The sequence below is a fragment of the Pseudomonas sp. CFBP 8772 genome (assembly GCF_014841665.1).
GTDB classification, from domain to species: domain Bacteria; phylum Pseudomonadota; class Gammaproteobacteria; order Pseudomonadales; family Pseudomonadaceae; genus Aquipseudomonas; species Aquipseudomonas graminis_B.
In genome coordinates, this window is the sequence record NZ_JACYUI010000011.1 from 151,725 (window position 1) to 171,539 (window position 19,815).

Below are 19,815 nucleotides of genomic sequence, written 5' to 3' on the forward strand. Positions count from 1 at the left end.
ACGGTGTGTCAGATACAGATATGTACCGGACGCAACGCTATCGCGAGCAAGCTCACTCCTACCGTGAGAACGCTTTCATCCTGCAGAGACATACTTGTCCTGTAGGAGCCAGATACAGGGTGTTAGCAAGGAGACTTACACATGAAAATCGGACTCATCGGCTACGGCAAGGGCGGGCGTTACTTTCACGCGCCGCTGATTGCCAGCCAGCCCGGCGTGACGTTTGCCGGCGTGGTCACCCGTTCGCCGGAACGCCGCCAGGACCTGCGCAACGATTACCCCAAGGTCCCGGCCTTCGACAGCCTGGCCGATCTGGTCGCGGCCGGTGTCGATGCGGTGGTGATCTCGACGCCGCTGGCCTCCCGCCGTGCCTTGATTCTCGAAGCCATCGAACTCGGCGTCCCGGTCGTCAGCGACAAACCGTTCGCGCCGGATGCCCAGGCGGCCCAGGAACTGGTAGACGCCGCCGAACGCCGAGGCGTGCTGCTGGGCGTGTACCAGAACCGACGCTGGGACTCGGATTTTCTCACCGTGCGCAAGCTGATCGATCAGGGCGTTCTCGGCGACATCAGCCGCTTCGAGTCCCGGGTCGAGCGCTATTCGCCGTCCTCGGTTGGCAAGGAAAGCGGCGGCGGCATTCTCCGCGATCTCGGCAGCCATCTGGTGGATCAGGCACTGCTGCTGTTCGGGCCGGTGAAGCGGGTGTACGCCGAGCTTGAGTTCGCGACGCCGGAGCAAAAGGTCGATCACGGCTTCTTTATTTCACTGACCCATGCCAACGGCGTGGTTTCGCACCTCTGGGGCAACTGCCTGCAAAACGCCCAGGGCCCGCGTTTTCGAGTCAACGGTTCACAGGGCTGCTATACCGTGGAGGGCCTCGACGGTCAGGAAGCTGCCGCACTGGCCGGGTTGTCCCCCCGATCCGAAGGCGATCGCTGGGGCGTGGAAGAACACCGACGCTGGGGTTGGTTCGAGCAGGGCGAGCACCGCGAGCGGGTCCCGTCGGAGCGTGGCTGCTGGACCGAGTTTTACCGGCAGTGGCAGGAAGCGGTGATGAATCAGGGACGTAATCCTGTGGATGCAAACAATGCGGTTGCCTCGGCCCGCGTGCTGGATGCCGCGAGGATCAGCGCGATGGAGGGCAGGGTGGTTGTGCTGTAGGACGTGCACCCGGATGTCTAGCGAGGGAGTGCGCTGCACCCACCGGATTGTCCGAACGAGGCGCATCAAACCGAAAATAGAAATTAATTCTAAAAGCTGTTGAAGTAGAAATTATTTTCCAATAGAGTCATTTCCAGGTTGCCGACGATCGCCGTCAGCGCCTGGTGCCGGGTCTCCCGGCAGCAGGCCGAACGAGCGACACAAAAACAAGAAAGCCAATCGCAGACAGGTACCGCCAATGAATATCTTCAGATCAGCCGCCAAGGCTTGCCGCCCCTTCTTACTCGCGCTTCCTGCTATTCCCCGCGCTGTTTCCCACATATTGATCAACGCCGCCCCCGCTGTCGAATCCGCCCTCGAAACCATCGCCCATGTGCTCTGCGTCCAACGCCGCGGCGTTGTGGTATGCGGCGCATCGGGTGGTTCGGTCGCGCACCTTTCAGACACGGCGTGCACTGCTCCGCGCTGAGTGTCAGTACCTCCAGCCGTCATCATCCCTGTCATTACAACAACAAGAATCTGGAGAAAGACCGTTCATGAATACCCCGCTCCGTTTCACCTCACTCGCTCTAGCCCTCATGCTGAGCAGCGGCGCCACCCTGGCCGCCGACCTGAAGATCGGCGTGTCCATGTCGCAGTTCGATGACACGTACCTGACTTACATGCGCGAGGACATGGACAAAAAAGTCAAAGCCATGGGCGGCGTCGATTTGCAGTTTGTCGATGGCCGCAATGACGTGAACAAACAGCTCGATCAGGTGCAAGAGCTGATTGGCAAGAAGGTTGACGCACTGATCGTCAACCCCGTCGACACCGAAGCCACCGTGAAGATCACCAAGGCTGCCACGGATGCCGGCATTCCGCTGGTCTACGTCAACCGCCGTCCGGACGATCCGAAGCTGCCCGCAGGCGTTGCCTCTGTGACCTCCGACGACAAGGAAGCCGGGCGCATGCAAATGGAATACCTGGCCAAGAAAATGGACGGCAAGGGCAACGTCGTCATCTTGCTCGGTGAGCTGGCCAATAACTCGACCCGCGACCGCACGGCGGGCGTCAAGGAAGTCCTGAAAAACTACCCCGACATCAAGGTCACTCAGGAGCAGACCGGCGCCTGGCAGCGGCAGAAAGGCATGGACGTCACCAATGACTGGCTGACCCAGGGCCGCGACTTCAAGGCGGTCATCTCCAACAACGACGAAATGGCCATCGGTGCGGCCATGGCCCTGAAGCAGGCGGGCAAAAAAGGTGAGGTATTTGTGGCCGGTGTCGACGGCACGCCGGACGGTCTGAGCGCGGTCAAGAAAGGCGACCTCTCGGTCTCGGTGTTTCAGGACGCCAAGGGGCAAGGCGAGGGCGCAATCGATGCGGCGGTGAAATTGGCGAAGAAGGAAACGCTGCCCGAACAGGCCATCGTGATTCCTTTCAAGCTGATCACCCCGGAAAACGTCAACACCTTCAAATAACCGCTCATCTCAGACCGACTGACACCCGGCAGAGCACCGCCTGGCCGTGCCTCTGCCGACCCTGTCAACCGAGGAGCCTGTGACCATGTTTGCTTCCACAACCGCTTCGGCTTCAACCCTCTCGCCTGTCTCCGGGACGACGAACGACGCCGAGCACCCTTATCTGCTGGAAATCACCAACATCAGCAAGGGCTTCCCCGGGGTGGTGGCGCTGGACAACGTGCAACTGCGCGTGCGGCCCGGCAGCGTGCTGGCGCTGATGGGCGAGAACGGCGCGGGCAAGTCCACGCTGATGAAAATCATTGCCGGCATCTACCAGCCCGACAGCGGCGAAATCCGTCTGCGCGGCGAGCCGGTGGTGTTTCAGTCGCCACTGGCGGCGCTGCAATCGGGCATTGCCATGATCCATCAGGAGCTCAACCTGATGCCCCACATGAGCATCGCCGAGAACATCTGGATCGGCCGTGAGCAGCTTAACGGCCTGCACATGGTTGACCACCGTGCGATGCACCGCTGCACGGCGGAATTGCTTGGACGCCTGCGCATCAACCTCGATCCAGAGGAGATGGTCGGCAACCTGAGCATCGCCGAGCGTCAGATGGTCGAGATCGCCAAGGCCGTTTCCTACGACTCCGACGTACTGATCATGGACGAGCCGACCTCCGCCATTACCGAGACGGAGGTCGCCCACCTGTTTTCGATCATTGCCGACCTGCGGGCCCAGGGTAAGGGCATCATCTACATCACCCACAAGATGAACGAAGTGTTCGCCATCGCCGATGAGGTGGCGGTGTTCCGGGACGGCGCCTATATCGGTCTGCAGCGGGCCGACAGCATGAACGGCGACAGCCTGATTTCGATGATGGTTGGCCGTGAACTCACCCAGCTGTTTCCCGAACGCGACCAGCCCGTGGGCAAGTTGCTGCTGTCGGTTCGCGACCTGTCGCTCAACGGCGTGTTCGAAGGCGTGTCGTTCGACCTGCACGCCGGCGAAGTGTTGGGCATCGCCGGGCTGATGGGCTCGGGGCGCACCAATGTCGCTGAAACGATCTTCGGCATCACCCCCAGTACGCGCGGGGAAATCCTCCTCGACGGCACGCCGATCCGTGTCAGCGACCCGCACTTCGCCATCGAGAAGGGCTTCGCGTTGCTCACCGAAGACCGCAAGCTCAGCGGCCTGTTTCCGTGCCTGTCGGTGCTGGAAAACATGGAGATGGCGGTGCTGCCCCATTACGCTGGCAACGGTTTTGTCCACCAGAAAGCCTTGCGCGTGCTGTGCGAAGACATGTGCAAAAAGCTGCGGGTGAAGACGCCGTCCCTTGAGCAGTGCATCGACACGCTGTCCGGCGGCAATCAGCAGAAGGCGCTGCTGGCGCGCTGGCTGATGACCAACCCGCGGGTGCTGATCCTCGATGAGCCCACCCGCGGCATCGACGTCGGCGCCAAGGCCGAGATCTATCGGCTGATTTCCCTGCTCGCCAGCGAGGGCATGGCGGTGATCATGATTTCTTCCGAACTGCCGGAAGTGCTGGGGATGAGCGACCGGGTCATGGTCATGCACGAAGGCGAAATGATGGGCACCCTCGACCGCGCCGAGGCCACCCAGGAGCGGGTCATGCACCTGGCGTCCGGAAACCCGGTCCACTGAATCTCGGGCTATTGACGCTCCGATTCAAGCACTGCACCACGCCCCAGTCACACTGCCCCAGTCGGGTCGCACAAGAACAAGAGGCACACATGAAGATGAACGCGATGCTGGAAAACAAACCCGCTCTGGCGCCCCGCAAGCACAAGCGCCGGCTGCCCACCGAACTGAGCATCTTTCTGGTGCTGATCGGCATTGGTCTGATCTTCGAGTTGTTCGGGTGGATCGTCCGCGATCAGAGCTTTCTGATGAATTCCCAGCGGCTGGTGCTGATGATTCTGCAGGTGTCGATCATCGGCCTGCTGGCCATCGGCGTGACCCAGGTCATCATCACCACCGGCATCGACTTGTCGTCAGGTTCGGTGCTGGCGCTGTCGGCGATGATTGCCGCCAGCCTGGCGCAATCGTCGGACTACACCCGCGCCGTGTTTCCGTCGCTGACCGATCTGCCGGTGTGGGCGCCCGTCATCGCCGGCCTTGGGGTGGGGCTGCTCGCCGGGGCGATCAACGGCAGCATCATCGCCATCACCGGCATCCCGCCGTTCATTGCCACGCTGGGCATGATGGTCTCGGCGCGGGGGCTGGCGCGCTATTACACCGGCGGCCAGCCCGTGAGCATGCTGAATGATTCCTACACCGCGATCGGCCAGGGCGCCATGCCGGTGATCATCTTTCTGGTCGTCGCGGTGATCTTTCACATCGCCCTGCGCTACACCAAGTACGGCAAATACACCTACGCCATCGGCGGCAACATGCAGGCGGCGCGCACCTCGGGAATCAACGTCAAGCGGCATCTGGTGATCGTCTACAGCATCGCGGGTCTGCTGGCCGGGCTGGCCGGGGTGGTGGCGTCGGCACGGGCGGCCACCGGGCAGGCCGGCATGGGCGTTTCCTACGAGCTGGACGCCATCGCGGCGGCGGTGATCGGCGGCACGAGCCTGGCCGGTGGCGTCGGGCGGATCACCGGCACGGTCATCGGCGCGCTGATCCTCGGGGTCATGGCCAGCGGCTTTACCTTCGTCGGCGTCGATGCCTACGTGCAGGACATCATCAAGGGCCTGATCATTGTCGTCGCCGTGGTCATCGATCAGTACCGCAACAAGCGCAAGCTCAAGCGCTGAGTCGTTCAGGCGTCATCAAAGAGGGCCTCATTGCAGGCCCTTTTCGTTTTTCATCGGTTTGAACCGATCACGCCACGGTCGGTCAGACACCATCTGCCTCGTTTCGAGGACGCCTGGGCCGGGTGAAGGGTGCGATCAAATCCCCGGCGCGACCCAATGCCACCGGGTATTGCGGCCCTTGTTGGACGAATCCTGATCAATTATGTTGCCGAGTACCGAACCCGGCCTTAGACTGCCGCCCCTCGTAAATTGAGTGCCAAGCGGCGCTTCGAGACTACGGCGCGTTTAATGCCAGGTTGAGGCGCACCTTTGAGATCGCCTTAATGCACGTTTTTTTATAGAGAAATCAATGACCAAGGAAAAGTTGCTGGCGATGCCGGCCGATGACTACATGAACGCCGAGCAGCACGCGTTCTTCGTCGGCCTGTTGCAAGCCATGAAAGTCGAAATCCACGAGCGCATCGAGCAGAGCCGTATCGCGATCGAAAGCCTGGACACCCCGGCTGACCCTGCCGACGCCGCTTCCGTGGAAGAAGAGCGCCACTGGCTGGTGAACGTGATTGACCGCGATCAGCGCATGCTGCCTCAGCTGGAAATGGCCTTGAGCCGCATCGCTGACGACAGCTTTGGCTGGTGTGAAGACAGCGGCGAGCCGATTGGCCTCAAGCGCCTGCTGATCAGCCCGACCACCAAGTACTGCATCGAAGCTCAGGAACGTCACGAGCAGATCGACCGCCACCAGCGTCAGGCGTGATCCATCGGGTTCGACCGCCCGCAACGGGTGGTCGAGCCGTTCCCTTGCGCACCGTTCAACCGCCTACTGTATAGCCCCCCGTCGCAGCACATTCCGACCGACTACCACCAATGACTCATGGCGCATGGCCGCTATTTGGGCGTTTAATGCTTTCACAATAATGAAAGCAGGGCAGGTCCCGGACATGGATGCGAAAGGTCGTCACGCAGCAACACCCTCCCACCCCGCGCACGCGGCCGTCGACAGTCAGGTCGTCACCGGTTCGCGCTGGCTGACGCCCGCCCTGCAAAGCCTTGGCTTGTGCCTGCTGTTTGCGGCGATGGCGTGGGGCCATGTGTCCGTTTACGTGTGCCTGCCCGTCGCGCTGTTGATTCTGTGGTTGCCGCCGCTGTTCGCCGGCCGAACGCCGGTGGCGGCGGGAGAGGCGGGCGAAGACACCATGACGCGTCTGACCCGGGACCTGTCCCGAAGCACCAGTCACAACGCGTTGTCTGCTGCGGCCGTGGCGTTTTCGGTCAGGCAACTGGCGGGCAAGCTGCAGTCTCAGGTCAACGCGGCCGAGCAGATCGTCAGCAGCGCCGATGTGATGATCGCTACCGAGCGCGCCACGTCGACCCTCAGCCAGCAAGCGCTGACGGCCGCCAGCCAGGCGCGGGAGAGCAGCGGCGCCGGGCTCAACGTCCTCAACGCTTCCATCGGCCTGATGCACCAACTCAGTGAGCGGGCCGACAGCAGCCGTGAACTGATCGAAGCGCTCAGCCAGCGCAGCGAAGACATTCAGCGTGTGACGGCGGTGATTCAGTCCATCGCCAGCCAGACCAATCTGCTCGCCCTCAACGCCGCCATCGAAGCCGCGCGGGCCGGCGAACACGGCCGTGGCTTTGCGGTGGTGGCCGATGAAGTGCGCGGGCTGGCCGGGCGTACGGCGACGGCGACCAGTGAAGTCGGGGAGATGGTCGTTGATATCCAGCAGCGCACCCGTCAGGTGGTCGAGCAGATCCGGCAGTTGTCGGGCGACCTGAGTGGCGGCGTGGCGCAGGTCGAATCCACCGGTCAGCAACTGGCGAGCATCGCTCAGCTGGCGGTTGGTGTAGAGCAGCAAGTGGGTGAGATCGCGCGGGGCGCCCAGACCAATCAGGCGCAATTGAGCAGCCTGTTCGTGGCCGTCGAGCAAATGCGCAGCGACCTGGCCGTCAGCGATGACCAGACCCGGCGTCTGGCGCAATCGGCGTTGCAGATGGAGGAGCAGGCGGAAACCATCAGCGAACGCCTGGCCCAGGTCGGTCTGGATGACTATCACCAGCGCATTTACGACCTCGCCCGCGAAGGCGCCAGCCAGATCGCCGCCACGTTCGAAGAGGACATCGATCAGGGCCGGGTCAGCCTGACCGATCTGTTCGACCGCACCTATCAGCCCATCGCCAACACCTCGCCGGCCAAGTACCAGACGCGCTTCGACCGCTACACCGACCAGACGCTGCCGGCGATTCAGGAACCGCTGCTGACCCGTCATGAGGGGCTGGTGTTCGCCATCGCCTGCACCCAGCAAGGCTACGTGCCGACCCACAATAAGGCGTTCAGCCGACCTTTGACGGGCGACACGGCAGTCGACGCGGTCAACAACCGCACTAAGCGCAAGTTCGACGACCGCACCGGGATTCGCTGCGGCAGTCACCAGCAGCCGGTTCTGTTGCAGACCTACACCCGCGATACCGGCGAACTGATGCACGATCTTTCCGTGCCTGTCATGGTCAAGGGCCGGCATTGGGGCGGGCTGCGACTGGGCTATAGGCCGGAGAAAAGCTGAGGACTGAGTTGCAAGCGACAAGCTTCAAGTGAAGAGCAGTGAGCAGTGATCGGGCGTCTTGTGGCTTGCCGCTTGAAGCTTGCAGCTCTTCGCGGAGCGTTAGTTGTGAGACTAAGGCCCTTCAATTATTTAAACGTCCGATATTGAAGTAGGAAGCGTCTGAAGTGCAGTTCCATCGGTTGACGGGACGTTAACTGCGATCATCCTGTGAGTATATGTCCGAATATGTAAATGCCTGTTCGGGACTCATGTCAGTACTCACGGATGAATCAAATGACAAAGAAAACTATCACTCACGCGTCGGCCGATTCCCGCACCGACGCGCCGGAAGTCACCGTTCGCCTCGGTGTGTTCTTCGACGGGACCGGTAATAATCGCGTCAATAGCCAGATAGGCGCCGACTGCCAGGCCATGGCGGAAGTCTACGGCGGCGTGCATATAAAAGAATGTGGTGGCCGACACACTGACCCCGGCAGCAGTTACAGCAACAGCCCCACCAATATCGCGAGACTGGCCGGCTTATATAAGCAACAGCGCAAGGCGATCATTAAAGCCGACGGCCTGTATGTATATGGTGCGGTGTATGTCAGCGGCGTTGGCACTACCTCTGGCGGGCGCGATTCACGCGTGTCGGGCCAGGGCTTTGGTCGCGGCACCACCGGCGTGGTGGCGAAAGTGTCGCGGGGAATCAAAAAACTCGCCGACGAACTTCAGATGTTTGAAAGCGATAATCCGGGTTGTGTCATCGGTGCGGTGGAACTGGACGTGTTTGGCTTCAGTCGGGGTGCGGCCTCGGCCCGGCATCTGGCCAACGAAGTGCTGAAAAAATCCCGGGGCGCGCTGGACCCGGTTCTGGACCCGCGCAAACTGCCGCTGTCGGACAGCTTCTCATGGGCCAGCGGCAGCGTACGGTTGAAGGTTATCGGGCTGTTCGACACCGTGGCCGCCGTCGGTGGGATCGCCGATCTGGGCAGCGTTCGGGATGCGGTCAATAAACGGGTCAATCTGTTTCTGCCGCCCGGGTGCGCGCAGCAGGTGCTGCATCTGGTGGCCGGCGATGAGCATCGGCGCAACTTCGTCCTAAACAGCGTCAAGCCCGACTGGCCCCGGGAAATCGTGCTGCCCGGCAGCCATTCGGACATCGGCGGCGGTTACCAGCCCCAGGAAGTCGAGAAGGTGTCGCTGTTCCGGCCACGCCGCAGCCTGGTTTGCGTCAACACGCCCTACGACGAAACGGACGCCTGGCTGCAGGCCCATGCCGAGCTTTCCACCCTCGACGCCAGGCGTCTGCTCGACCCCACCGATGAGAGCGCTTCGCTGGGTGTTGAATGTTTCGAGCGGTTTGCCAGCAGCTCACGCGGGGTCAAAACGGTGGTCGCGACGGTGACGCTGGAACGCCGCGTCTACAACCACCTTGCCCACGTTTACCTGCGGCTCATGCACACCCTGGCGAGTGACGAAGGTGTGCCGTTTTTGCCGATCCGTGATTCCGCAGAAATCACCCTGCCACCAGAATTGCGTCCCATCGCCGCCAAGCTGATCAGCCATGCAAAAGGAGAGGGCGGGGTGCTGAACGACGCCGAGCTGACGCTGTTGCATCAGCGCTACATCCATCGCTCGGCGCACTGGAACAACGCCCGACGCGATGCGCTGGTGGATGGTCTTTTTGTGCACGCGCCTGCGCGGAATGGGCGGCAGATGTTTTCCAATGTCGGCCAGCCCGGTTATCCACAGTGACCGGGCTGCCTTGAGGGGTTGGGGCACGATAATGGCGGATCAGGCAAAAAAAATGGCGGCCTCGAAGGGCCGCCTTTTTCACACGTGCGCCGGGTCAGGTCGGCGTGTGCAGCAACACATTCAGCTCGTCAACGATGGGCGCCCAATCGTCATCCAGTTGAATTTTTTCCTTGAGCAGTCCGGCTTGATTCTCCGTCCAGAAATCGGCTTCGGAGACCTTCTGACCTTCCGGCAGTTGGTGCGCGGCGACAAATGCGTCGATGCTGGCCTGATCGGACTCCAGCCCCAGTTGTTCGAACAGCATTTCAAGCGACGGCGTCATGATTTCCATTTTTTCTCCCGAACGGGTCAAGGACCCGGATTGGCGTGTCAGTGAGTAACCTTCTGCTGCATGGGAGTACGCGCGGCAGGCAAGAGTTCTAACTGATTGCCTGAAGAGCCGCCGACACACCGCGCGCTTTTAGTAGGACTGGCTTTAGCCGGGAAAGCGTCAGGTGGCACACCGCGAAATTGAGGGTGTTCAATCAGGCCTCTTCCCGGCTAAAGCCGGTCCCACTAAAACATCGCATTGCTGTTTATTGGAGTGAACCAATCCCGCTGACGCACCGCGCGCTTTTAGTAGGACTGGCTTTAGCCGGGAAAGCGTCAGGTGTCACACCGCAGAATTGAGGGTGTTCAATCAGGCCTCTTCCCGGCTGAAGCCGGTCCCACTAAAACAAAATCGCAACTGACACACCACGCGCTTTTAGTAGGACTGGCTTTAGCCGGGAAAGCGTCTGGTGTCACACCGCAGAATTGAGGGTGCCCAATCAGGCCTCTTCCCGGCTGAAGCCGGTCCCACTAAAACAAAATCGCAACTGACACACCACGCGCTATTAGTAGGACCGGCTTTAGCCGGGAAAGCGTCAGGTGGCACACCGCAGAATTGAGGGTGCCCAATCAGGCCTCTTCCCGGCTGAAGCCGGTCCTACGAAAACATCGTATGGCTGTTTGAAGGGGTGAACCAATCTCACTGACACACCACGCGCTATTAGTAGGACCGGCTTTAGCCGGGAAGGCGTCAGGTGTCACACCGCAGAATTGAGGGTGCCCAATCAGGCCTCTTCCCGGCTGAAGCCGGTCCTACGAAAACATCGTATGGCTCTTTATTGGAGTGAACCAATCCCGCTGACGCACCGCGCGCTATTAGTAGGACTGGCTTTAGCCGGGAAGGCGTCAGGTGTCACACCGCGAAAATGAGGTTGCCCGATCAGGCCTCTTCCCGGCTGAAGCCGGTCCTACGAAAACATCGTATGGCTGTTTAATGGTGTGAACCAGCCCCACTGACACACCACGCGCTTTTAGTAGGACTGGCTTTAGCCGGGAAGGCGTCAGGTGTCACACCGCGAAAATGAGGTTGCCCGATCAGGCCTTTTCCCGGCTGAAGCCGGTCCCGCTAAAAAAATCGCATGGCTCTTTACTGGGGTGAAGCCACCCCACTCACACATCCGATGGCGTCTTGCCGTGTCGGGCCAGTCCCACCGAAACATCGTATGGCGGCAAAAACGTCATCGCAGCGGACGAAAGGGATATAGCCCGTATAGACTGACTGCCGGTAGAATCCGTACCCACGCCAGCGTCCGGCTTCAGGACGCACCATTTCTCGTTTTTTTCTCGCCCGGTCCGCTGTCCGGGCGAGTTCCTATCTGGTTGGGAGTTTGTACATTGGCAGTAGGTAATCTGGATACCCACGCGTTATTCGTGCTCGGCGACGTGCGCGCGAAGTTGGTGAAGCTATTCCAGGCGCGATTCGTTTACGTCATCGAACAATCCCCTGAAGGCATTTACATGTCGGAGATCGACACCGACACCGCACTGGTGGTCGATGACAAACCCGGTCTGGAGCTGAAAGTGGGTGACCACTTCCGTGCCGCGGTATTGCCCAGCCGCGAAGGCGGCAAGTTCGAAATCCGCTTTCGCGACATCAGGATGACCATCTATGGTCTGGGCGAATACGCGTTTGTCGAAGTGCCTGAAGGCCAGGGCATCGTGTTCAAAGAGTCCCACAGCATCTTCATGGTGTTCGCCGCCCACGAGCAGATTGAGTCCGGCCTGAGCAAGGTCCTCAAAGCCGCCACCGCCAAAGCCGCGAAATGGCGCAAGGGCGAGCTGACGTTCAAAGCCAGCGAGTAAGCACCGCGCTTCAACACACCTGCACACGGAACGCGCCCACATCCCCCCACGCCACAAGCGATGGGTGGCGGGCATGCGTGCGCCCGGCTATCGCCAATGGCACAGCATCAATGCCCTTGCTGTCTGCCGTCGCTGACTTCAGGTGGCACGTCGTCACCGGCCATGCGCTTGCGAAACAGTCCGGTGCGCGCCAGCAGCAAGGTGGTGACCGGCACGGTGATGGCGAGCAGGATCGGGATCAGCCACGCGTGCAGCACGGGACCTTCCTTCAGGGCCGAGAAGTAGACGATGGACGCCAGCGCCACGCACCACGCGCCGAGGGTCGACGCCAAGGCGGGCGGGTGCATGCGCTGAAAAAAGTCTTTCATGCGCAACAGACCCAGCGCGCCGATCAGCCCGAACAGGCTGCTCAGCACCAGCAGGACGGCGGTCAGCACTTCGACCCAGAACGGCAGAACCTGCAACGAATTCATTCGATCACCTCGCCGCGCAACAGAAATTTGGCCAGCGCAAATGAGCCGACGAAGCCGAACAGTGCGATCAGCAGCGCCGCCTCGAAGTAGGTGTCACTGGCGTAGCGAATCCCCAGCACCAGCATCATCAGCATCGCCAGGATGTACAGGTAGTCCAGCGCCAGCACCCGGTCCTGGGCCGACGGGCCTTTGAACAGGCGGATCAAGGTCAGGACCATGGCGAGGGTGAACACCGACAGCGTAAACAGAATCGCGTTTGTGAGCAGGGCGCTCATTGGAAAATCTCCATCAGTGGCCGTTCGTACGTGCTCTTGAAGTGCTCGATGAAGGCCGCTTCGTCGTCCAGATCGAACACATGCATCAGCAGCACGCTGCGATCCAGCGCCAGTTCAGACCAGACCGTGCCCGGCACCACCGTGCAGATCATCGCCAGCGCCGCGAGGCCGTGGGCGTCGTGCAGGTCCAGCGGCACCTTGACGAAGGCCGAGCGCGGTGGACGGCGGCCCGCGCGCAGTACGCCCCAGGCGACGGCCAGATTGGACACCACCACATCGCGGCCCACCAGCAAGAACAAGCGCAGTGCGGCGCCGGGTTTGCGGATTCGCGCGGGCGAAGGGCGCAACGGCGCGAAGATGTAGGGCGCGAAAAAGCCGAGCAGGGCCCCCAGCAGCAGATTGCCCGGGCTCAGCGACAGGTTCAGCAACAGCCACAACCCCCACAGCGACAGCGACAACAGTGGCGCGGGAAACAGGCGCTTCATGGCTGCACCTCCGCCGCTGCCGAAGCGGGCCCCGGTATCGGCCTGGCTGCCTTGACTGAGAGCACGTATTGCTGCGGGTCATGCAGCGCCTGGGCGGTGTCCTGGGTGTAATGCAACAGCGCCTGGGCCTTGAACGTCAGCACGATGGCGCAGCCCACCAGCAAGGCGATCGGCAGGCATTCGTTGAGCCGCAGCAGTGGCGCCGCATGTTCCTGGGGCGTCCAGAAGCGTTTGATGCCGACCCGCACGAAGGCAAACAGCGACGTCAGTCCGGAAATAATCAGCAGTGCCACCAGCGTCCAACTGTCGCCGCGAATGGCTTCGGCCTTCGCCACATCAAGGCCCAGCGGATTGAGCAGGGCGCTGATCAGCGTCAGCTTGCCGAGAAAACCCGACAGCGGCGGCATGCCGATGATCAACAGCGCGCAGGCAATGAAACTCAGGCCCAGAAACGCCATGGTCCAGGGGATGACGTGGCCGACCACGGCTTTCTGCTCGTCATCCAGATTGGTCCCCGGCACCGGGTGCAACGACTCCAGCGCCTTGGGCAACTGGTCGGCGTCCTCGTCGAGGGCGATGTCATTGGCCGAGCGTGAGCGTTCGATCAACTCCGCCAGCAGGAACATCGCGCTGAGCGCCAGGGTCGAGCTGACCAGATAAAACAGTGCGCCTGCGGTCAGGCTCGGCTGCGCGAAACCGACCGCCGAGAGCAGGATCCCCGCCGACACCAAAATGCTCAGACTGGCCATGCGCTCCAGGCGCTGGGCGGCCACCACTGAAATCGCCGCCACGGTCACGGTGGCCATGCCCCCCCAGATCAGCCAGTCCCCGCCGAAGAACGCCGACGCGCCGGCCTGACCGGAAAACAGCAGCGTCCACAGCCGCAGCAGCGTGTAGAAACCGACCTTGGTCATGATCGCGAACAGCGCCGCCACCGGTGCGCTGGCGGCGGAATACGCCGGCACCAGCCAGAAATTCAGCGGCCACATGCCGGCCTTGGCCAGAAACGCCACTGCCAGAATGGCCGCGCCCGCGTGCAGCAAGCCCAGATCGCCCTCCGGCACCTGAGGAATTTTCACCGCCAGGTCGGCCAGGTTCAGCGTACCGGTGACGCCGTAAATCAGCGCCGCGCCAATCAGAAACAACGACGAAGCCAGCAGGTTGATTGTGATGTAATGCAGGCCCGCCGACACCCGCGCCCGCCCCGAGCCGTGCAGCATCAGGCCATAAGATGCCGCCAGCAAAACCTCGAAGAACACGAACAGGTTGAACAGGTCGGCAGTAAGAAAGGCGCCATACAACCCCATCAGTTGAATCTGAAATAGCGCGTGGAAACTGGCGCCGGCGCGGTCCCAACGGGCCAGGGCGAAGAGCAGGGCGCAGAAGGCGACGATGCCGGTCAGCACCAGCATCAGCGCCGACAGGTGATCGACCACCAGCACGATGCCGAACGGCGCCTCCCAGTTGCCCGGCAAGTACACGCCAATGGAGCCGGTGGTGCCGGTCTTCTGCACCCAGATCATCAGCGTGATGGCGATCGCCAGGCCGAGTCCGGTGGAGAACAGGTTGATCCGCGCTTTCAGCGGGCGGTGTTTCTCGCCGAGCCACAGCACCAGCGCAGCGGTTAGCACCGGCAGCAGGATCGGTGCGACGATCAGTTGATTCATCACACTCATTCACCCAGCTCCCGGCCGTCGACGTGGTCGTTGCCGGTCAGACCGCGCGACGCCAGCAGCACCACCAGGAACAGCGCAGTCATGGCGAAGCTGATGACGATGGCCGTCAGCACCAGCGCCTGGGGCAGGGGATCGGTGTAATTGAGCAGGTCCTGGGGCACGCCGTCCTTGATGATCGGCTCCTTGCCGATGAACAGGCTGCCCATGCTGAAGATAAACAGATTGACGCCGTAGGACAGCAGGCACAGGCCCATCACGACCTGAAAGGTCCTTGGACGCAGGATCAGCCACACGCCGGAGGCGGCAAGCACGCCGATGGCAATGGCGATGACTTCTTCCATTAGATGGCTCCTTGTGAAATCGGACTGTCGGCCGGGACCGGTTCAATGGGCTGCGGCAGCGAGGTCGGGCGATGGCTGCGCACCGACTGGTGAGCCAGCGCCGTGAGGATCAACAGGGTCGAGCCGACCACCACCGCGTACACGCCGATGTCGAAAAACAGCGCGCTGGCGATGTGCAGGTCACCCAGTATCGGCAGGACCACATGCGCGGTGTGGGTGGTCATGAACGGATAACCGAGGGCCATCGAGCCCAGACCCGTGGCCAGCGCGAAGAACAGCCCGGTGCCCATCCAGCGCAACGGCCGCAGGCTCATGTTGGCCTCGACCCACTGGGTGCCGGCCACCATGTATTGCAGGATGAACGCCACCGACATGACCAGCCCGGCCACGAAACCGCCGCCCGGCTGGTTATGCCCGCGCATGAACAGGTACATCGAGACCACAAAAGCCACCGGCAACAGCAGGCGCACCAGCACCGCCGGCACCATCATGAAGCCCAGTGCGGTATCGGCGGCGTGACGCGGATTGACCAGATCGGTGACCACGTCACGGGCCAGCAAGCGCTGTTGCGCCGGCAGAGCGATGCTTTCTTTCGGCGGGCGGAAGCGCCGCAGCAGGGCAAAGACCGTCAGCGCCACCACGGCCAGCACGGTGATTTCGCCAAAGGTGTCGAAGCCACGGAAGTCCACGAGCATGACGTTGACCGCATTGGTGCCGCCGCCCTGGGCCAGGGCACGGCTCAGGTAAAACTCGGAAATGGCGTTCGGCGTCGGCCGCGTCAGCATCGCGTAGGACAACACCGCCATGCCGCCACCCACCGCCACGGCGAGGACGAAGTCGCGGATCCGCCGCACCTTGGCCCGGCGTCGCGCCTGGGACGGTGGTGGCACGTTTTCGTTACGTCGCGGCAGCCAGCGCAGGCCGAGCAGGATCAACACCGTGGTGACGACTTCCACCGCCAGTTGGGTCAGTGCCAGGTCCGGCGCGGAAAACCAGACGAAGGTCACGCAGGTCATCAACCCGCAGACGCTGACCATGGTCACGGCCGCCAGACGGTGGTACTTGGCTTGCCAGGCGGCGCCGATGGCGCAGGCAATGGCGATCAACCAGAGCATCACAAACACGCCGGAACCCGGGATCTTCGGTCGATCGCCCCAGCTCAGTCCGCTTTCGTACATCGGCACGAAACCGGCGACCAGCGCGGCCAGCACCATCAGAAACAGCTGCGGCTGCAAACGACGTGTGGTCAGCAGCCTCATCAGTCGGCGGGCGCCGCGCATCTTCCACACCAGCACGCGCTCGAACATGCGCTTGCCGTTCAGGCGCCACATCAGCGGCGGGCCATTGACCTGTTTGCGCTTGATCGGGCCGCGCAGCAGCAGGTACAGAACGATGCCAGCCGCCATGGCGATCAGGCTCATGATCATCGGCGCGTTCAACCCGTGCCAGATCGCCAGGCTGTACTCGGGGAGTTCACCCCCCACCACCGGCTGTGCCGCAGCGGCCAGCAACGGGCCAACGGAGTGCGTGGGAAAAATGCCGACGATCAGGCACGCCAGCACCAACAGCTCCACCGGCAGGCGCATCCAGCGCGGCGGCTCGTGGGGCGTGTGAGGCAGGCGCGTGGCTTTAGGGCCGAAGAACACGTCGACGGTAAAGCGCAGCGAATACGCCACGCTGAAGATTCCGGCGATCGTGGCGATCACCGGCAGGGCAATCTCGACCCAGTCGGTGGAGGTGATGAACACCGTTTCTGCGAAGAACATTTCCTTGGACAGGAAGCCATTCAGCAGCGGCACCCCCGCCATTGATGCGCTGGCGACCATGGCCAGCGTCGCGGTGTAGGGCATCAGCTTGATCAGCCCGCTGAGTTTGCGGATGTCGCGGGTGCCGCTTTCGTGGTCGATGATCCCCGCCGCCATGAACAGCGAGGCCTTGAACGTGGCGTGGTTGAGGATGTGAAACACCGCCGCGACGGCGGCCAGTGGACTGTTCAGGCCCAGCAGCAGGGTGATCAGCCCCAAGTGACTGATGGTGGAATAGGCCAGCAGGCCCTTGAGGTCGTTCTGAAAGATGGCCGAGTAAGCGCCGATCACCAGCGTGCAGGCACCGGCGCCGCTGACCATCCAGAACCACTGCTCACTGCCCGACAGCGATGGCCACAGGCGCGCGAGCAGGAACACCCCGGCCTTGACCATGGTCGCCGAGTGCAGATACGCCGACACCGGTGTCGGGGCCGCCATGGCGTGGGGCAGCCAGAAGTGGAAGGGGAATTGCGCGCTCTTGCTCAGCGCGCCGATCAGGATCAGCGTCAACAGCACGGGGTACAGCGCGTGGGCGCGAATCGCATCGCCTGAAGCCAGCACGCGATCCAGGTCATAACTGCCGACGACGTGCCCGAGCAGCAGCATCCCCACCAGCAGCGCAAGGCCGCCCGCGCCGGTGACCATCAGCGCCATGTAAGCGCCGCGTCGGGCGTCGGCGCGGTGGTGCCAATAGCCGATCAGCAGGAACGAGAAGACGCTGGTCAGCTCCCAGAAAAACACGATCTGAATAAGGTTGCCGGACATGACCAGTCCGAGCATGGCGCCCATGAACGCCAGAAAAAACGAGAAGAAGCGCGGCACCGGGTCGTCCGGCGACATGTAATAACGCGCATACAGCGACACCAGCGCGCCGATTCCCAGCACCAGCATCGAGAACAGCCAGGCAAAACCGTCCAGGCGCAGGACGAAGTTCAGGCCCAGGCTGGGCAGCCAGAAAAACTCTTCTCGGATGACCCCGCCGTGGGCGATCTGCGGATACCACAGTGCGACCTGCACCGCGCCGATCAAGGCGATCAGGCCGGCGAGGAGGGATTCACTGTTGCGTGCGTTGTGCGGCAAAAGCGCCGCCAGACAGCTGCCGATGAAAGGCAGAAGCAGTAGAACTATCAGGGACATAGGCTTCTAATCTGCGGAGAAATGTCAAGGATCATACGTGCCGGGTCCGGGATGACCAAACGCCAAGATGTCGCAGAATCCTACAAAGTTTGTAGGCAGCAGCGTAGTTGACAGTCTGTGTCGCGTAAGGTTGGCGGCTATCTGCCCTATTGTGGGAGCGAGCTTGCTCGCGAAGGGGCCGAGGCAAAGTGCCGATTGGCGGCATGTACCGATTAGGCGACAATGCCGGCCTGTTTCCGGAGCCCCCTCATGTCTGATTCGATCGCCCCCCTGTCTGATTCCATTGAAAGGCCCGCCGTCGATGCCGTGCTCGACGCCACCGGCCTCAATTGCCCCGAGCCGGTCATGATGCTGCACCAGAAGGTGCGCGACCTGCCGCCCGGCGGCCTGCTCAAGGTGATCGCCACCGATCCGTCCACCCAGCGGGATATCCCGAAATTCTGTGTCTTCCTCGGCCACGAACTGGTGGATAAACAGGCGGGCGACGGCGAGTTTCTGTACTGGATCCGCAAGAAACTCGACTGATTTGCGACCTGCTCGCTGACGCGTTGCGCATCACGCTGGCTCGACAGGGCGCTGGCGCCTACACTGCGGCCACTCCAGGAGCCCTGACATGCGCATAGTTGCCGACGAAAACATTCCCCTGCTCGACGCCTTTTTCGCCGGACTCGGTGATATCCAGCGTTACCCGGGCCGCACCCTTGACCGTGCCGCCGTCGCCGATGCCGATATCCTGCTGGTGCGCTCGGTGACCCGGGTCGACCGCGCCTTGCTCGAAGGCACGCCCGTACGATTCGTCGGGACCTGCACCATTGGCACCGATCACCTCGACCTCGATTACTTCAAAGAAGCCGGCATTCAATGGTCCAGCGCCCCGGGCTGCAATGCCCGCGGCGTGGTGGACTACGTGCTGGGCAGCCTGCTGACCCTCGAGGAAATCGAAGGCGTCGGCCTCGCTAGTCGCACCTACGGCGTGGTCGGCGCGGGGCAGGTCGGCGGTCGCTTGATCAGGGTGTTGCGCGGCCTGGGCTGGAACGTCCTGGTCTGCGACCCGCCGCGTCAGGCCAGCGAGGGCGGCGATTACGTCAGCCTCGACGAGATCATTGCCCGCTGCGATGTGATCAGCCTGCACACACCGCTGGATAAAACCGGCGACACGCCCACCTGGCACCTGTTCGACCGCACCCGCTTGCAACAGCTCAAGCCCGGCGCCTGGCTGATCAACGCGGCGCGTGGCCCGGTGGTCGACAACACCGCCTTGCGCCAAGTGTTGCTGGAGCGCGAAGACCTGCAAGCGGTGCTGGATGTCTGGGAGCAGGAACCGGCGGTCGACGTCGAGCTGGCCGAGCTGTGCGTCATCGGCACGCCCCACATCGCCGGTTACAGCCTCGACGGCAGGCAGCGCGGCACGGCGCAAATCTATCAGGCCCTGTGCGCGCACCTTGAGCAACCGGCGAGCATCCGTCTTGAAGATCTGCTGCCCAAGCCGTGGCTGGCCGAGGTCACGCTGGATGCCGCCACGGACCCGGTCTGGGCGCTGAACACGTTGTGTCGCGGCGTGTACGATCCGCGCCGCGATGACGCGGATTTCCGCCGCAGTCTGGTGGGGGATGCCCAGAGCCAGCGCCTGGCCTTCGATGCCCTGCGCAAGCATTATCCGCCCCGCCGGGAAATCGACAGCCTGCGGGTTCGCCTCAACGGTGAGTCGACGACGTTGAGTCAGATCGTCGAGGCCTTGGGCGCCACCGTTGTCACCGCGTGAG

General features: G+C 62.3%; 17 protein-coding genes. 10 read left to right on the forward strand and 7 right to left on the reverse strand.

What is annotated here, in order from left to right:
• Positions 1-141 precede the first annotated feature (141 nt).
• The 7 genes from IFT99_RS20665 to IFT99_RS20695 all read left to right on the forward strand — a co-directional run bounded on the left by IFT99_RS20665 (position 142) and on the right by IFT99_RS20695 (position 9,688).
• Entirely contained in the window at positions 142-1,161 is a 1,020-nt protein-coding gene (locus IFT99_RS20665) for a Gfo/Idh/MocA family protein (protein WP_192134767.1), read from the forward strand.
• A gap of 536 nt (positions 1,162-1,697) precedes the next feature.
• Positions 1,698-2,624 (forward strand): sugar ABC transporter substrate-binding protein, encoded by a 927-nt coding sequence (locus IFT99_RS20670; protein WP_065986215.1) that lies wholly within the window; start codon positions 1,698-1,700, stop codon positions 2,622-2,624.
• Positions 2,625-2,709: 85 nt separating this feature from the next.
• Complete coding sequence (locus tag IFT99_RS20675; RefSeq protein WP_065986216.1) at positions 2,710-4,272, forward strand: sugar ABC transporter ATP-binding protein; 1,563 nt, start codon at positions 2,710-2,712, stop codon at positions 4,270-4,272.
• Between the two features lie 95 nt (positions 4,273-4,367).
• Positions 4,368-5,390, forward strand: a complete 1,023-nt coding sequence (locus IFT99_RS20680; protein ID WP_065986264.1) for an ABC transporter permease — start codon at positions 4,368-4,370, stop codon at positions 5,388-5,390.
• Positions 5,391-5,739: 349 nt separating this feature from the next.
• Positions 5,740-6,144, forward strand: coding sequence for a TraR/DksA family transcriptional regulator (locus IFT99_RS20685; RefSeq protein WP_065986217.1), 405 nt, complete (start codon positions 5,740-5,742; stop codon positions 6,142-6,144).
• Between the two features lie 703 nt (positions 6,145-6,847).
• Positions 6,848-7,951, forward strand: coding sequence for a methyl-accepting chemotaxis protein (locus tag IFT99_RS20690; RefSeq protein ID WP_446731150.1), 1,104 nt, complete (start codon positions 6,848-6,850; stop codon positions 7,949-7,951).
• Between the two features lie 273 nt (positions 7,952-8,224).
• A complete protein-coding gene (locus IFT99_RS20695; RefSeq protein ID WP_192134771.1) occupies positions 8,225-9,688 on the forward strand; it encodes a T6SS phospholipase effector Tle1-like catalytic domain-containing protein in 1,464 nt (487 codons plus the stop codon).
• Positions 9,689-9,782: 94 nt separating this feature from the next.
• Here the strand turns inward: IFT99_RS20695 and IFT99_RS20700 are convergent, their stop codons facing one another.
• Positions 9,783-10,019, reverse strand: coding sequence for a DUF2789 family protein (locus IFT99_RS20700; RefSeq protein WP_192134773.1), 237 nt, complete (start codon positions 10,017-10,019; stop codon positions 9,783-9,785).
• Positions 10,020-11,392: 1,373 nt separating this feature from the next.
• Between IFT99_RS20700 and IFT99_RS20705 the strand changes: the two genes are divergently transcribed.
• Positions 11,393-11,860, forward strand: coding sequence for a hypothetical protein (locus tag IFT99_RS20705; RefSeq protein ID WP_192134775.1), 468 nt, complete (start codon positions 11,393-11,395; stop codon positions 11,858-11,860).
• A 107-nt stretch (positions 11,861-11,967) separates the two neighbouring features.
• Here IFT99_RS20705 and IFT99_RS20710 read toward each other — a convergent pair whose 3' ends face one another.
• Genes IFT99_RS20710 through IFT99_RS20735 form a run of 6 tightly spaced genes read right to left on the reverse strand, consistent with a single transcriptional unit; the run spans position 11,968 to position 18,052 of the window.
• Positions 11,968-12,333, reverse strand: coding sequence for a Na+/H+ antiporter subunit G (locus IFT99_RS20710; protein ID WP_065986222.1), 366 nt, complete (start codon positions 12,331-12,333; stop codon positions 11,968-11,970).
• Positions 12,330-12,608, reverse strand: coding sequence for a K+/H+ antiporter subunit F (locus tag IFT99_RS20715; RefSeq protein WP_065986223.1), 279 nt, complete (start codon positions 12,606-12,608; stop codon positions 12,330-12,332). The genes IFT99_RS20710 and IFT99_RS20715 overlap by 4 nt, the downstream gene beginning before the upstream one ends.
• The gene (locus tag IFT99_RS20720) at positions 12,605-13,093 is read right to left on the reverse strand and encodes a Na+/H+ antiporter subunit E (RefSeq protein ID WP_065986224.1); all 489 of its coding nucleotides are present in this window, start codon (positions 13,091-13,093) and stop codon (positions 12,605-12,607) included. The genes IFT99_RS20715 and IFT99_RS20720 overlap by 4 nt, the downstream gene beginning before the upstream one ends.
• The gene (locus tag IFT99_RS20725) at positions 13,090-14,769 is read right to left on the reverse strand and encodes a monovalent cation/H+ antiporter subunit D (protein WP_065986225.1); all 1,680 of its coding nucleotides are present in this window, start codon (positions 14,767-14,769) and stop codon (positions 13,090-13,092) included. The genes IFT99_RS20720 and IFT99_RS20725 overlap by 4 nt, the downstream gene beginning before the upstream one ends.
• Entirely contained in the window at positions 14,766-15,110 is a 345-nt protein-coding gene (locus tag IFT99_RS20730; protein WP_065986226.1) for a Na+/H+ antiporter subunit C, read from the reverse strand. The genes IFT99_RS20725 and IFT99_RS20730 overlap by 4 nt, the downstream gene beginning before the upstream one ends.
• On the reverse strand, positions 15,110-18,052 hold the full coding sequence (locus tag IFT99_RS20735) for a monovalent cation/H+ antiporter subunit A (protein ID WP_192134777.1): 2,943 nt from the start codon (positions 18,050-18,052) through the stop codon (positions 15,110-15,112). The genes IFT99_RS20730 and IFT99_RS20735 overlap by 1 nt, the downstream gene beginning before the upstream one ends.
• Positions 18,053-18,301: 249 nt before the next feature.
• Between IFT99_RS20735 and tusA the strand changes: the two genes are divergently transcribed.
• Complete coding sequence (tusA, locus tag IFT99_RS20740) at positions 18,302-18,577, forward strand: sulfurtransferase TusA (RefSeq protein ID WP_192134779.1); 276 nt, start codon at positions 18,302-18,304, stop codon at positions 18,575-18,577.
• An 88-nt stretch (positions 18,578-18,665) separates the two neighbouring features.
• Positions 18,666-19,814, forward strand: a complete 1,149-nt coding sequence (gene pdxB / locus IFT99_RS20745; protein ID WP_192134781.1) for a 4-phosphoerythronate dehydrogenase PdxB — start codon at positions 18,666-18,668, stop codon at positions 19,812-19,814.
• Position 19,815: the final 1 nt, after the last annotated feature.